Source organism: Xanthomonas sp. WHRI 8932A, assembly GCF_035012785.1.
Lineage (GTDB): Bacteria > Pseudomonadota > Gammaproteobacteria > Xanthomonadales > Xanthomonadaceae > Xanthomonas.
Genome location: NZ_JAYGQQ010000003.1, coordinates 425,750 through 438,864 on the forward strand (window position 1 = coordinate 425,750; position 13,115 = coordinate 438,864).

Annotated in this window: 13 protein-coding genes and 1 other RNA gene; 5 read left to right on the forward strand and 9 right to left on the reverse strand. The window is 63.3% G+C overall.

The genetic code is table 11. The features are described from left to right. Nucleotides 1-332: 332 nt before the first annotated feature. The 3 genes from VC212_RS06890 to VC212_RS06900 all read left to right on the forward strand — a co-directional run bounded on the left by VC212_RS06890 (nucleotide 333) and on the right by VC212_RS06900 (nucleotide 3,555). A complete protein-coding gene (locus tag VC212_RS06890) occupies nucleotides 333-1,976 on the forward strand; it encodes a glycoside hydrolase family 6 protein (protein WP_323514811.1) in 1,644 nt (547 codons plus the stop codon). Nucleotides 1,977-2,307: 331 nt separating this feature from the next. Then, the gene (locus VC212_RS06895; protein WP_064629343.1) at nucleotides 2,308-2,397 is read left to right on the forward strand and encodes a tryptorubin family RiPP precursor; all 90 of its coding nucleotides are present in this window, start codon (nucleotides 2,308-2,310) and stop codon (nucleotides 2,395-2,397) included. A 117-nt stretch (nucleotides 2,398-2,514) separates the two neighbouring features. Continuing rightward, nucleotides 2,515-3,555, forward strand: coding sequence for a cytochrome P450 (locus VC212_RS06900; RefSeq protein WP_323514604.1), 1,041 nt, complete (start codon nucleotides 2,515-2,517; stop codon nucleotides 3,553-3,555). 158 nt (nucleotides 3,556-3,713) lie between these two features. Here the strand turns inward: VC212_RS06900 and VC212_RS06905 are convergent, their stop codons facing one another. After that, the gene (locus VC212_RS06905; protein WP_311238918.1) at nucleotides 3,714-4,766 is read right to left on the reverse strand and encodes a LacI family DNA-binding transcriptional regulator; all 1,053 of its coding nucleotides are present in this window, start codon (nucleotides 4,764-4,766) and stop codon (nucleotides 3,714-3,716) included. An 83-nt stretch (nucleotides 4,767-4,849) separates the two neighbouring features. Here VC212_RS06905 and VC212_RS06910 point away from each other — a divergent pair. Then, nucleotides 4,850-4,925: non-coding RNA, sX9 sRNA (locus VC212_RS06910), on the forward strand. A 37-nt stretch (nucleotides 4,926-4,962) separates the two neighbouring features. Here VC212_RS06910 and VC212_RS06915 read toward each other — a convergent pair. From VC212_RS06915 to VC212_RS06930, 4 genes are all read right to left on the reverse strand, one after another. After that, nucleotides 4,963-6,381: a M20/M25/M40 family metallo-hydrolase gene (locus VC212_RS06915; protein ID WP_323514602.1), complete on the reverse strand. Its 1,419-nt coding sequence runs from the start codon at nucleotides 6,379-6,381 to the stop codon at nucleotides 4,963-4,965. A gap of 109 nt (nucleotides 6,382-6,490) precedes the next feature. Next, the gene (gene mscL / locus VC212_RS06920; protein ID WP_055848817.1) at nucleotides 6,491-6,922 is read right to left on the reverse strand and encodes a large-conductance mechanosensitive channel protein MscL; all 432 of its coding nucleotides are present in this window, start codon (nucleotides 6,920-6,922) and stop codon (nucleotides 6,491-6,493) included. A 61-nt stretch (nucleotides 6,923-6,983) separates the two neighbouring features. Next, a complete protein-coding gene (locus VC212_RS06925) occupies nucleotides 6,984-7,697 on the reverse strand; it encodes a fumarylacetoacetate hydrolase family protein (protein WP_115513714.1) in 714 nt (237 codons plus the stop codon). Nucleotides 7,698-7,923: 226 nt separating this feature from the next. After that, nucleotides 7,924-8,199 carry a hypothetical protein gene (locus tag VC212_RS06930; protein ID WP_323514600.1) on the reverse strand — a complete coding sequence of 92 codons (276 nt, stop codon included), beginning with the start codon at nucleotides 8,197-8,199 and terminating at the stop codon, nucleotides 7,924-7,926. 263 nt (nucleotides 8,200-8,462) lie between these two features. Here VC212_RS06930 and VC212_RS06935 point away from each other — a divergent pair, with 263 nt between their 5' ends. Continuing rightward, nucleotides 8,463-8,804 (forward strand): Rieske (2Fe-2S) protein, encoded by a 342-nt coding sequence (locus VC212_RS06935; RefSeq protein WP_323514599.1) that lies wholly within the window; start codon nucleotides 8,463-8,465, stop codon nucleotides 8,802-8,804. Nucleotides 8,805-8,966: 162 nt separating this feature from the next. Here VC212_RS06935 and VC212_RS06940 read toward each other — a convergent pair whose 3' ends face one another. The 4 genes from VC212_RS06940 to thiS form a co-directional block, all read right to left on the reverse strand. Beyond that, nucleotides 8,967-10,829, reverse strand: coding sequence for an SLC13 family permease (locus VC212_RS06940; RefSeq protein WP_055848825.1), 1,863 nt, complete (start codon nucleotides 10,827-10,829; stop codon nucleotides 8,967-8,969). A 65-nt stretch (nucleotides 10,830-10,894) separates the two neighbouring features. Then, nucleotides 10,895-11,680: a tRNA (guanosine(46)-N7)-methyltransferase TrmB gene (gene trmB, locus VC212_RS06945; protein WP_323514598.1), complete on the reverse strand. Its 786-nt coding sequence runs from the start codon at nucleotides 11,678-11,680 to the stop codon at nucleotides 10,895-10,897. A gap of 254 nt (nucleotides 11,681-11,934) precedes the next feature. Next, nucleotides 11,935-12,729 carry a thiazole synthase gene (locus VC212_RS06950; protein WP_055848831.1) on the reverse strand — a complete coding sequence of 265 codons (795 nt, stop codon included), beginning with the start codon at nucleotides 12,727-12,729 and terminating at the stop codon, nucleotides 11,935-11,937. 48 nt (nucleotides 12,730-12,777) lie between these two features. Beyond that, nucleotides 12,778-12,978, reverse strand: a complete 201-nt coding sequence (gene thiS / locus VC212_RS06955; RefSeq protein ID WP_055848833.1) for a sulfur carrier protein ThiS — start codon at nucleotides 12,976-12,978, stop codon at nucleotides 12,778-12,780. Nucleotides 12,979-13,115 lie beyond the last annotated feature (137 nt).

A 13,115-nucleotide genomic window follows, 5' to 3' on the forward strand; every position in this document is an offset into this window, starting at 1 on the left:
GAGGCAACTGTCGCAACGAGAATATCGATGCGAGCGCGTTAGCTTCCAACGAATCCGAGGTCTTAGGTAATGTCTCGGGACACAAGCGAGCCATTGGCTTGAGTGTCTTTGTGTGGACATTACCGACGTCATGCCATGCAAATGCTCTTCGGCGGGACGCCGACGGAGCGTGTTTGAGTGGCTCCAGACATCTCTGATGGGTGCCCTGAAGAGGAAAAAAGCAGGCCAAAAAAGGCAGTGCTTCATTGATTTTCGAATAAACACCATCCGATAAAAATAAGGTGAATCTCATGAAATCCAGTCAGGGCATCCGTCATAACCTCACGCGCTCGATGGCGTTATCGCTGTTGGCATTAAATCCGTTATTTGTCGCCAGCGTCTGCGCGCAGGTGCATGTCGACAACCCCTTCGTCGGCGCGAGCGGTTATGTGAATCCCGATTACGCCAAGAAAGTCGATGCATCGATTGCGAAGGTGAAAGGCGCACCGCTGAAAGCCAAGATGGGCGTGGTGAAGGCCGTTCCCACCGCAGTCTGGCTGGATCGCATTGCCGCGATTGCCGGCGGATCGCAGAATGCCGGGCGGCTTGGCTTGAGGGGGCATCTGGATGCCGCATTGGCACAGAAAAAAGCCAACACGCCGATTACTGCCAGCTTTGTCATCTACGATTTGCCAGGCCGCGATTGTCACGCATTGGCGTCCAACGGCGAATTGCCGCTGACCCCGGCGGCGCTGGAACGCTACAAGAAAGAATATATCGACGTCATTGCAGCGATCTTTGCGGATCCGAAATACAAGGATATCCGCATCGTCAATGTGATCGAGCCCGATAGCCTGCCCAATCTGGTCACCAACTTGAATGACATGCGTTGCGCGCTGGCCAATTCCACGGGAATTTACGAAGAGGGCATCAAGTACGCACTCAACAAGCTGCACGCCGTTCCCAATACCTACAACTACCTGGATATCGGTCACTCGGGTTGGTTGGGCTGGGATAGCAATCGCGGCCCATCGATTTCGCTATATACCCGTGTGGTCCAGGGAACGAGCGCCGGGCTGGCAAGCGTCGACGGCTTTGTCACCAATACCGCCAATACCACGCCATTGAACGAACCCAATTTACCCAATCCGGATTTGAGCGTGAATGGGCAGCCGATCAAGTCGTCGAAATACTACGAATGGAATCCGTATTTCGACGAGGCCGATTTTACCCAGGCTCTGTACAACGGTTTTGTCGGCGCGGGTTGGCCCAGCACGATCGGTTTTATCGTCGATACCGGCCGGAATGGCTGGGGCGGTCCGAATCGTCCTGCCAGCGCGTCCGGCAGCGACATCAATACGTACGTCAATACCGGTCGCATCGATCGTCGCCTCCATCGCGGCAACTGGTGCAATCAAAGCGGAGCAGGGATCGGGGTGCTCCCCGTCGCAGCGCCTGGGCCGCATCTGGATGCGTATGCGTGGGTCAAGCCGCCGGGTGAGTCCGATGGGTCCAGTACCCTCATTTCGAATAACGAGGGCAAGGGCTTCGATCGGATGTGCGACCCAACCTACACCACGGCCGATGGCGTGTTGACCGGCTCACTCGCCGGCGCGCCGATCTCCGGCGCGTGGTTCCATAACCAGTTCGTCGAGCTGGTGAACAATGCCTACCCGGTGATCGCAACCGCCAGCACCGCGGTGGCTACCTTTGCACCGATCGCGGCGCCGAGCGCAACGCGCGGCCTCACCGCCACCGTCGGCGACAGCCGGGTCAAGCTGAGCTGGTCGCCGGTGCTGGGAGCAACCAGCTACACGGTGCTGCGTCGCGCAGGTGCCACGGGTGCGTTCACCACGGTCGGTTCCAATGTTGCAGCGGCCTCGTATGTCGATCAGTCCGTCGCCAATGGCGCGGACTACGACTACGTGGTCACCGCAAACAGCGCGGCCGGGACCAGTGCGCCATCGGCTGTGGTGCGTGCCAAGCCGACCAGGTGATGTGCGCGGTGGACACCGGTACGCCGGTGTCCACCCGTCATGGACGGCACGCGTGGCCGCGATGACACCATCGCTGTGGTGACCTGTTGATGTGTTGAACCCATGGCGGCCATCTGGCCGCCATGGTCGTTTGTGCGAAATGCGAAGTCATGTACGTCAAAGCGTGCAGTGCGGCAATGCGTTGCTGCAGGGTGAGGAATCTGTGCGCGCACGCAATGTTCTTCCCTGATCTCGGGGCGTAGCTTGGTGTGGCGAGCGTCACCATGGTCGCTCGCGTCACGCTTGACCGATTGTGCGAACGCCCATCAGGGCAAACCACTCCCCAAACAGGATGTCGCTCATGAAGATGCTGTTCTCGCTCAAAAACCTGTTGGCTTCCAAGAAAAGTCTGAAGTCCTACGCTTGGTACATCTGGTACTGAGCGCACTGACAAGCGCGGTAAAAGCCACCGTGTTCTCAGTGTGATGTTGGTCATGCTCGCCCGCGCGAGGTAAGCGTTTTGCCGGACGCGGGCGTCAACGATAGCAAGGCGATCGTCATGTCTTCAGTCAGTAACGCAGGTTTGGACAGGACGACCGTGTTCGCGCCGCGGTTGCTGGCGCTGCTGCGTGAGCACATGGGCAAGGAGGTATTTCGGCTGGATGGGGATACCGTCGGTGTTGCCGGGCCGCTGTTGACGCATCGGTTGCTGGCTGCACGTCTGGCAACCGAAGGTGAGCGGCCGACCTTCAAGCCGCTGCAAGGGCAATCGATCGCACGCACGCATGCTTCCAAACTGATGCAGGCCATCGGGCGCGATGTACGCGAGGCATTGAAGCGCCCCATCGACGTAGACGTGGATCTGTCCGGCCCATGGCCGCATGTAGGGCACGTGTATCTGCGCGATCTGCTGCTGGGTGGCGACCCGCTGCGCCTGCGTCTGTTGATGGACCGCAGCCTGGAGCTGACACCCAAGTTGACCTGGGCGCTTATCGCGGCAAGCGCAATCAGGCCGCTCACACTGCAGGCCAACGCGTCGGCGCTTGCGACAGTGACTGCTGCCGCAGACGGCTACGATGCGCGCCGCTTCGCCATGGGCTTGTATCGACGAACCGCCGCGCCGGTGTGCTTCACTATTTCCACGTTGGTCGCCAACGCACTGTGGCTGGGATCGCCCTTCGATCCTGCCAGTTCAAGCCGAAACATCATCTACGAATCGCTGCGTCTGTTGCCGCCCTCCTGGAACATCTTGCGCAACGCATCGCCGGAATATCCGCTGCTCGATCCCCGCATCGGTGTGCAAGACGATGTGTTGGTATTGCCACTCCTAAGCCACCGCGATCCTGCGCTGTGGGATGCACCCGATGAGTTTCGTCCGGAGCGCTGGGATCAGCTGGATCCCGATCAGCTGCCCGGCTATCTCCCGTTTGGGCACGCGTCGGAGCGCTGTTGGGGCAGGCACATGGTGATGCCGCTGGCCGAGCAGTTGTTGGACAGCGTGCGCCGTCAGGGACTGGCTGTCAGCCCACGGCAGCGCCAGGCGCAGGTGCCGTTGGCGGGGCTGCTCGGTGTGTCTGAGGTCGATGTCGTGCGTTGCTAGCGTTATGCAGCTCGCTTGCATGCGTGCATGCCGCAGCGAGCCATTGCAGTGGCACGGGTCAGACACCCGAAAGGTGCTGCCGATAGCGCGCACAGGCACACGCCACGCTCGCAGCATCCAGCGTCAGCCCAACCGCTCCACATTCGCGCGTCAGCGTGTCATTCCCGCGGCGGCCCAGCCGTCGAGCCGCGCTTGACCAGGGTGTACTTCATCACTTGATGCACGCCCTGCGCGGCATCGCCCTTGCGCCGCTGACGAATCGCATCTGCAAGCAAGGACACTGCTGCGCGTCCCATCGCGGTCACCGGTTGATGCACGGTGGTAAGTTCTGGCCAGATGGTAGTTGCCACCGGCGTGTCGTCGAAACCGGCCACCGAAACATCTTCGGGCACACGCAGGCCCAGTCCGTGCGCGACCGCAACCGCGGCAGCCGCCATGTCGTCGTTGCTGCAGAAAATCGCCGTCGGTGGTTTGGGGTGTGCCAGCAGGCTGCGCGCGGCGAGCAATCCCGAGTGATAGGTAAACAATCCGTCGGCGATCAGGGTCTCTGTAATCTCCAATCCTGCAGCCTGCAAACTGTCGAGATAGCCGTTCGCGCGCAGCGCGCTCGGTGTGTGTTTGGGGTCGCCCTTGATCAGCGCGATGCGGCGGTGCCCGAGTTCGATCAGATGCGCGACGATGGCGCGCGCGGCCTGATAGTCATCGATGCGCACCGAGCTGATTTGCGCCATCGGCGCGCCGCTGGCCACCGCCACCACCGGGATGCCGCGTGCATCCAGTTCGCTGATGGTCTGGCGCGAATCGCACAACGGTGGCGGCAGGATCACGCCGTCAACGCCGGCCGCGAGCAAACGCTCGGTGGCTGCGCGCTGGCTACGGATGGCGCCGCATTTTTCCACCAGCACCTGGCTGCCGTTGAGACTGCTTTGCTCCAGCAGCCCGAGCATGAATTGATTGAGATACGCAGCGCTGGGGTTGCTGTACAGCACGCCGATACGCAATAGCCCGCTGGTGCGCAGCGAGCGGCCGGCAAGATTGGGGCGGTAGCCCAATGCCTGCACCGAGGCTTCCACGCGCACCCGCATGTCCTGCCCGACATGCGGGTGCCGGTTGATGACGCGCGAGGCAGTCATCGGCGAGACGCCGGCATGTTTGGCGACATCCAGCAACGTCGCCGCGGTGTTCGCACTAAGTTGCCGCTTGACCGCCATCGTGTGTGCTCGTCCTGGAGTAAGAGCAGCTAACAAAAGGACTGCGCGGCTACCAGACGGGCGCGGCCGGTGCTCGGTGCGGCATGTACCACTCGTACACACCGGTTCCTCCGCGCTGCCCACACCCACCTGACGACCGCTCGCTACGTTTTGCTAGCCGCTCTAAAAAACGCGTTCGCAGCGCTGCGTTGCCAGATTACTCGTTGGGCGGTTGCACAACTTTCGCGCGGCTGCCGAAATCGCCATCGGCTTCGGCCGCCAGATACGCAAATACGGTGTAGGCGGCGACATTCTGCGCGAGCGCTTTCGGGTCGATCTTGTCCAGCGTGTCGTCGGCGGTGTGGTGCAGGTCGAAGTAGTCGGTACCGTCCTGCGCCAGCCATGCCCACGCGCCACCTTTGGCAGAGATCGGGCCGACGTCCGGGCCGGGACCGCCCTTGCTAGGCTCATACGCGATGCCGAGCGGAGCCAGCACCTCGGCAATCTGCTTGGTTGCTGCGCGCGACGCTTCCGGCGCAGCCGAGCCGGTGTTGAATGCATAGATGCGCCCGGCACCGAAGTCGCTCTCCGCGCCGATCTGATGCAGCGCCATGTCCTTGGCATTCTTGCCGTGCGCGGCCGCATAGGCCTTGCCGCCGTAAAGCCCTTGTTCTTCGTTGGCGAAGGCCACCACGCGGATGCTGCGCTTGGGTGCCTGCTTGAGCTGCCCGATCAAATGCCCGGCGGCCATGGTGATGGCCACGCCGGCGCCATCGTCGATCGCACCGGTGCCCAGATCCCACGAATCCAGATGCCCTCCGATCACCACCACTTCCTTGGGCTTGCTGCGCCCGGTGATCTCGCCGATCACGTTGTACGAGGTCGCGGTACCGTCCCAGCCGCAATCCAGCGCCAGCCGGATACGGGTGGTGCCCAACGCGGCAAGACGTGCCAGCTGGTTGGCATCGGGCACCGACAAGGCGGCGGCGGGCACCGGCGTCAGGCCGTCGTCGAACCGGGTGATGCCGGTATGCGGCACGCGATGCGAATCGGTGCCGGCCGAGCGCATCACAAAGCCGATCGCGCCCTTGCGAATCGCCTCGGACGGGCCCTTGCTGCGCACCGCGCCGCCATTGCCGTAGTCCTTGCCATCGCGCGCCTTGACCATCTGGTAATCGACAAACGCGATCTTGCCGGTCAGCGATCCTGCAGGCGCTGCCTGCAGCGCGGCCAGGGTGTCGAAGCGCACTACCTCACCTTCGACGCTGCCACCCGGGCTGCCGCCCAATGCGGTGATGGTCAACGGTTGCGCGTGTGCACCCAGCACCGCAGCGTGTTCGCTACGACGTTCCCACTTGGGAAAGGTCACCGGCTCGGTCCACACCTTGTCGAAACCCAGCGACTGGAATTTGGCTTTGGCCCACGCCACCGCGCGCGGATCGGCGTCGCCACCGGCAATGCGTGGACCCACTTCGGTGGTGAGCGATTCCACCACTGCAAAGCCGGTGGTGTCGGCCAGGGCCTGCTCGCGCAACTGCGCAGCGGTGCGCAGCGCGCTGTCGGCAAGGGTGGTTTGTGCGGCAAGCGCGGGGGAACAGGCGAACAGGGCGGAGATGGCAACAGCGAGGCGACGCATGCAGGGCGGCTCCAACGACAAGGGGGACCCCGAGCTTATCAGCGGCAGGTCCCCCGTCGGCGTGCGAAAAGTCATCCTTGTGCGCGAAGCGCACGGTGGATGTGTCCGCTTACAACGTGCTCGGCGGCTTGAGCGTGTCGTTTTTCAGCGAGTCGCGAATCTCGCGCAGCAACAGCACTTCTTCGCTCGGGCCTTTGGGAGCGTCCGGCTTGCGCTGGGTGAGGCGATTGATCAGCTTGACCACCAGAAAGATCGCGAAGGCAATGATCACGAACTGCACGACGGTGTTGATGAAGTCGCCATAGCCGATCGCCACGGCTGGAATGTCCTTGCCGGTGGCATCGACGCCGGCGGGTTTGAGCACCCACGCCAACCGCGAAAAATCCACATTGCCGATGGCCCAGCCGATCGGCGGCATGATGATTTTTTCCACCAGCGCGGTGACGATCTTGCCGAACGCCGCGCCGATGACCACACCGACCGCAAGATCGACGACGTTGCCGCGCATCGCGAATTGCTTGAATTCGCTGACCATTCCCATAACGCACTCCAGAGGCGGACGCGGACCGACTGCCGCTGTGCCGATCCTAGCCCGGCCGATGTCAGCCCGCGATGATGCCGTGGCGTTCGGCCACATTTTCCAGGCGCGCACTGAACTGATCGCCCGGCAGCAACGGACCCACGCCGGCCGGTGTACCCATGAAGATCAGATCGCCTGCGCGCAGTGCATACAGCTTGGATAGCTCATGCAGAATTTCCGGCACGTTCCAGATCATTTGATCCAGCAACGATTGCTGACGTACCTGTCCGTTGACTTCCAGCGACAGGTTCAACGCATCCAGTGCGCCCACTTCGCCGGCGTGCACCAACTCGCTGATCGGTGCGGAATGATCGAAGCCCTTGGCGGTGTCCCACGGCAGGCCCTTGGCCTTGGCCGCGGCCTGCAGATCGCGACGGGTCAGATCCAGGCCCACGCCATAGCCATAGATCAGGCCTTCGGCTTGATCCACGGGCAACTCACCAGCTGGTGCATCGCTCCCCAGCGCCACCACCAGCTCCACTTCGTGGTGCAGCTCCTTGGTGCCGGGCGGGTAGGGGATCTGGTCGCCGTGACCAACCACGATGGCATCGGCAGGCTTCATGAAAAAGGTCGGCTGGCCACGCTCGGCCTTGGACGCTGGCGCGGTGGCTCCCATCTCGCGCGCGTGATCGGCAAAGTTACGGCCTACGCAGTAGATGCGGTGCACCGGAAAGTTGCCGCCACCCACCACCGGAATGCGCGGAACATCGGCAGCGGGAATCACATCGTCAGTCATGCACGCATCCTCGGAACGGGACGCGTGAGTCTAGCTGCTTGGCCGTGTACGACGGAACCTTCAGTGCTGAAGTGAGCGGCAAAGCACCCGTTCGCAGCTCAATATCTTCGGCTGATCGGCAACCCAAAACGCACATCGGCATGCCCGCAGACATGCCGATTCAATGTGTTGACGATGTGGAGCCCGCTACTAGGAGCGTCGGGTGTGCCGCACACGCGCAACGCGCTCAGTGCGACATCGGCAGCGCGGGCTTGCGCACCACGCGGTATTCGGCCTCGACCACGCGCGTTTGCTGCGGTGTGCGTCGGTTCGACTTGCTCAACAGTTTCCAGGCGACGCCGCCCAGAATCATTGCCGCGCCGACGAACACACTGAAGAAGATCAGCACCGCAAGGATCACCAGGCCGGCGAGACCCGCCGCAACGCGCACCAATGGGTGGCGCGGCTTGCGTGGCGCAAACAGGTGATGGAGGTTGCCGAATTGGAAGATACGTGCAGGCATGGCGGTGGGCTGCCGGGCAGGAAACAAGCGCGCAGTATCGTTGCGGTTTCATGTCATTGAGTGAAAAGTTCGTTAATTCGATCAGCGTTTTGTTAAATCCATCACGTTGTATGTGCTGGCCGGGGTCTGCGGTCGTGCCCGGATCGCCGTCGCTACCTGGTCAGCTCGCAGATGGCGCGGTCATCGACACGGCGTTGCGCCTCGCACAGCGGCAGTGCGGGCGCATGCCACAATCGGCGATCGTTCTTGCACAGTCGTTGCCCATGCCATCGTCCTCACCGACCACGCTCGCCAGCTTGGCGCAGATTCCCGATGCCGGATTTCTGGAAGTGGAAGCCGCGTGGGAAGACGGCCCGGAGTCGCTGGTGCTGTATCGCGAAGGTGCGAAGGTGCGTGCGTGGTTGAACGTCTGCCCGCATGCCGGACGCAGGCTGGATTGGGCGCCGGGTCAGTTCCTCAAGACCAAGGACGGCCATCTGGTCTGCGCTGCGCACGGCGCCGCGTTCGAGCTCGTCGCGGGCGAATGCATCAGCGGCCCCTGTCGTGGTCAATCGCTCGTCGCCGTGCCGGTACGCATCGACGGCGAGCACGTGCTGCTCGGATAACCGCCGACAACGCGGTCGCACCGCAGCCCGATAGCGGGCGCGGCCGGTGCCTGCTGCGATGCAGAGTGACGACGTGCCATTGCAGGCAGGTTGGTGTGTGCACAGCGTGGCAGTCGATGCCGGCACACGCGGTTAGATCGTTAACCCGCAACGCGCCGCCCCTCAGCGCGCCGCCCACCAGAACATCAGATTGATCATCGACACCATCACCACGATGTAGATCAGCGACAGCGGTGCGCCTACACGCCACAACTCGCGCGGTTGATAGTTGGCCGGGCCGGCCACCATCGAGATCACCGGGTTAGAGGCAGTCATCAGATTGTTGGATGCCGACAACGCCACGATCAGTGCGAACGCAGTGGGGTTGCCGTTGGCCGCCAGCGCCAGATTGACCGCGATCGGCACCATCACGATGGTCGCGCCGACGTGGCTGATCACCAACGAAAATGCCGTGGTCAACAACGCCAGGCTGATTTCCAGCGCCCACACCGGCACACCTTCGGGCAGACGGTCGATGGTGTGACCGGCCACCCAGGCCGCGGTGCCGCTGCTGTCCATCGCCCAGCCGAGCGGAATCAAGCCGGCCATCATGAAGATGGTCTTCCAGTTGATCGACGCATAGGCCTCGTCCATGCGCAGCACGCCGCTGACCAGCATGCAGGCCACACCGGTCATCAGCGTCAGTGCCACCGGCAAGCGCGAAGTCAGCGCGATCAGGATGGTGAAGGCGAAGATCGCCATCGCGATCTTGAACTTGTGCGGACGTTGCTCGCCCTTGGGAAAGTCGGTGACCGGCACGAAGTCGCGGCTTTCCGCTGCCTGCGCCAGGTCCTGCCAGATGCTGTGGAACACCAGCATGTCGCCGGCACGCAGCGGCACGTTGCGCACGTCTTCGCGGATCACCTGCTTGTCGCGGTTGATCGCCAGCAGGCTGATGCCGCTCTGCTTGCGCAAGCGCAGTTCGCCGGCGCTCTTGCCGATCAGGCGCGAGTTGGGCGGAATCACCGCTTCGGAAATACCCGCAAGGCTGGGGTTGAACAGATCGCCCAGGTTGCGCAGCCGCGAGGACATGCGCAGGAAGTGATTTTGCGCAAAATCGGCAACCTCCTGGCGCTGGCCCATCGCTCCCAGCACGCTGCCGACCCAGATACGCATGTCCGCCGGCGGCGCCAGGCGGGTGTCGTTGCCAGTCTTCAGGGCCAGCAGCAGCGGCGCGTCGTGAATGGCTTCGGCTTCGCCCAGGGTCATGCCGACCAATGGGCTCTCGGCGGTCACGGTGAGCTCGAACACGTCGCCATCGATGCCGTAGGTCTTGGCGAAATAGCTTTCGGTGCGCGACGGCGTGACGCCTTCGTTGATCAGGCGTTCCTCTTCGATCAGCTTGCGATCGCCGTAGAAGCGGAAGTACAGCAATGCGGCGATCAGCAAGGCCAGGCCGATCGGCAAGGGCGCGAACATCGTCAACGGCTCGATGCTGGCCATGCCCGAGGGCAGGTTGTTGTTGGCCGAGACCAACAGATCGTTGAGCAGAATCAACGGCGAATTGCCCACCATGGTGAGCGCGCCGCCCATCACGATGGCTGCAGCGATGGGCAACAACATGCGTTGCAGGGTCAGCCCGGTGCGCGCCGCCAGCCGCGAAGCCACCGGCAGGTACAAGGCCATCACCGAGGGGTTCTGCATGAACGATGAGTTCAAGCCGGAGATGGCCAGCGTCATCATCATCAAGCGCTGCTCGCTGCCATGCGAACGCCGCAGCAGCCAGGTGGCCAACCGGTTCAAGGCGCCGGTGCGCTCGAGCCCCGCGCCAAGAATGGTGGTGGCGATGATGCTCATCACCGCATTACCGGAAAAGCCGCCGAACAATTCTTCCGGCGCCACCAGCCCAGTGACGCCCAGCACCACCAGTACGATCAAGGCCACCACATCGGCGCGGATGCGCTCGAACAGAAACATCGCCATCGTGAAACCGACCAGCCCGAGGACGAGCTTCATATCGTTGGTCAGTGTCAGCGCGGTATCCATTGGGGGCCGGGAATGGGGAGTCGGGAATAGGGAATGGAAAAAGCGGAGGCGCTGACGCTGGCAAATTACCCGGGCGCCGCTGGCGTGTGCCCTGGCGATTCCCCATTCCCTATTCCCGATTCCCGGTCGTAGAGCAGATCCCAGACGCCGTGGCCGAGTTTCTGGCCGCGGGTTTCGAAGTGGGTTTGCGGGCGCCAGGCGGGACGTTCGACGTGGCCGCGCGGACCGGCGCGGTTGACCAGACCCGGTGTGGCATCGAGGACGTCCCACATCTGTTCGGCGTAGTCGGCCCAATCGGTGGCGGCATGCAGACGGCCGCCTTCGCGTAGCTTGCGCACCAATAATTGTGCGAAGGCCGGCTGGATCAGGCGACGCTTGTTGTGGCGTTTTTTGTGCCACGGATCGGGGAAGTAGATGCGCACTTCATCCAGCGCGCCATCGGCAATCTCGTGCTCGAGCACTTCCACCGCATCGTGGTGATACAGACGCACATGTGTGCCGCCGTCATCGTGCAGCGCATTGAGCAGCCGGCCGACACCTGGCGCATGCACTTCGATACCGATGTAGTCGCGGCTGGGGTCGTGCTGCGCGGCAAAGCGCAACGCGGCGCCGTTGCCGAAGCCGATTTCCAGCACCTTGGGTGCGGAACGGCCGAACGCGGCATCCAGGTCGCGACGCTCCCCGGTGTAATCCAGCCCGAAGCGCGGCCACAACTCGTCGAAGGCGCGCTGCTGCGCGGGCGTGAAGCGGCCCTGGCGCAGCACGAAGCTACGCACCTGGCGGCGCCCTTCTTCGATGGTGAAGGGTTTGGGCGGCATCTTGGCGCCGTCGCTGGTAAACGGGTCGGTCATGAAATGTCAGTCACATCGGAAAACAAAAGCCTCTCTCCCGTCGGGGCGAGGAGGCACAGCTTGCGCGCCGTAGGCGCGCGTGCATAGGAGCGCCCGCGACGCAGGCGCGGGCCGGGGCGCGGAGCGGGGGGTGGGGTGAGGGTACGGCGTGCCGAGGGCACTCGCAGCAACGCGCGATCCAGCAATGGCAACATCCGGCACGTCACACGGCCAATCACTGCGCATCGACTGCAACATCAACGCAGCACACCCACTCATCCGATCACACCATCGACCGGGCTCGACGCCGAGGCATAGCGCTTGCGCGGAATCCGCCCGGCCAGAAACGCCTCGCGCCCGGCCTCGATCGCCTTGCGCATCGCGCTGGCCATCAGGATCGGATCGCGCGCACCGGCAATGGCGGTATTCATCAACACGCCGTCGCAGCCCAGCTCCATTGCAATCGCCGCGTCCGATGCCGTGCCCACGCCGGCATCGACAATGATCGGAACCTTGGCGTTTTCGATGATTTCCAGCAGGTTGTACTTGTTCTGGATGCCCAGGCCCGAGCCGATCGGCGCCGCCAGCGGCATCACCGCCACGCAGCCGATCTCTTCCAGGCGCTTGGCCAGGATCGGGTCGTCGGAGGTATAGACCATTACCTCGAAGCCATCGGCCACCAATTGCTCGGCGGCCTTGAGCGTTTGCACCACGTCCGGGTACAGCGTGCGCGCGTCGCCCAGCACTTCCAGCTTGGTGAGGTTGTGGCCGTCGAGCAGCTCGCGGGCGAGCCGGCAGGTGCGTACCGCGTCTTCGGCGGTGTAGCAGCCGGCGGTGTTGGGCAGCAGCGTGTAGCGATCCGGCGGCAGCACGTCGAGCAGGCTGGGCGCATTCGGGTCCTGGCCGATGTTCACGCGGCGGATCGCCACGGTCACGATTTCGGCGGCAGCGGCCTCGGTGGCCAGGCGGGTTTCGTCCAGATCCTTGAACTTGCCGGTGCCGGTAAGCAGGCGCGAACGGTAGCGTTTGCCGGCGATGACCAGCGCATCAGAGGGGGCGGGATTCGTCATCCGGCAATTATCACCGATCGGGCGCGGATGCGCCGGCCGCGCAGGGCATCAACCGCCACCCAAGGCGTGCACGATCTCCACCACATCGCCCTCGCGCAATGCATGTTCGGCATGCCGTCCGCGCGACACGATTTCGCCATTGACCTCCACTGCCACACGTCGCTGTGCCAAGCCCTCCTGGTCCAGCAGGGCCGCGAGCGGCAGGTGATCGGGAAGCGTGCGCGGGCTGCCGTTGAGTTGAATGTTCATGTCATCATTGTGGCATCGCGCGCCGTCAGGGCGCGCGTTTTTGCGTTATGCGGCGGTGCAGCGTGAGCGCAGGCGGCGAGGGTGAAACCATTGCCATTCGCCGGCGTACGTACGCAGCCCGGTCCGGTCCCATCCAC

Excerpts from the sequence above, each read along its gene's own strand:
- VC212_RS06905 (WP_311238918.1), bottom strand. The coding sequence starts at position 4,766 with ATGGCGGTCAAGCGGCAACTTAGTGCGAACACCGCGGCGACGTTGCTG.
- VC212_RS06915 (WP_323514602.1), bottom strand. The coding sequence starts at position 6,381 with ATGCGTCGCCTCGCTGTTGCCATCTCCGCCCTGTTCGCCTGTTCCCCC.
- VC212_RS06890 (WP_323514811.1), top strand. The coding sequence starts at position 333 with ATGGCGTTATCGCTGTTGGCATTAAATCCGTTATTTGTCGCCAGCGTC.
- trmB (WP_323514598.1), bottom strand. The coding sequence starts at position 11,680 with ATGACCGACCCGTTTACCAGCGACGGCGCCAAGATGCCGCCCAAACCC.
- mscL (WP_055848817.1), bottom strand. The coding sequence starts at position 6,922 with ATGGGAATGGTCAGCGAATTCAAGCAATTCGCGATGCGCGGCAACGTC.
- VC212_RS06950 (WP_055848831.1), bottom strand. The coding sequence starts at position 12,729 with ATGACGAATCCCGCCCCCTCTGATGCGCTGGTCATCGCCGGCAAACGC.
- VC212_RS06940 (WP_055848825.1), bottom strand. The coding sequence starts at position 10,829 with ATGGATACCGCGCTGACACTGACCAACGATATGAAGCTCGTCCTCGGG.
- VC212_RS06900 (WP_323514604.1), top strand. The coding sequence starts at position 2,515 with ATGTCTTCAGTCAGTAACGCAGGTTTGGACAGGACGACCGTGTTCGCG.
- VC212_RS06925 (WP_115513714.1), bottom strand. The coding sequence starts at position 7,697 with ATGACTGACGATGTGATTCCCGCTGCCGATGTTCCGCGCATTCCGGTG.
- VC212_RS06935 (WP_323514599.1), top strand. The coding sequence starts at position 8,463 with ATGCCATCGTCCTCACCGACCACGCTCGCCAGCTTGGCGCAGATTCCC.
- VC212_RS06930 (WP_323514600.1), bottom strand. The coding sequence starts at position 8,199 with ATGCCTGCACGTATCTTCCAATTCGGCAACCTCCATCACCTGTTTGCG.
- thiS (WP_055848833.1), bottom strand. The coding sequence starts at position 12,978 with ATGAACATTCAACTCAACGGCAGCCCGCGCACGCTTCCCGATCACCTG.
- VC212_RS06895 (WP_064629343.1), top strand. The coding sequence starts at position 2,308 with ATGTCGCTCATGAAGATGCTGTTCTCGCTCAAAAACCTGTTGGCTTCC.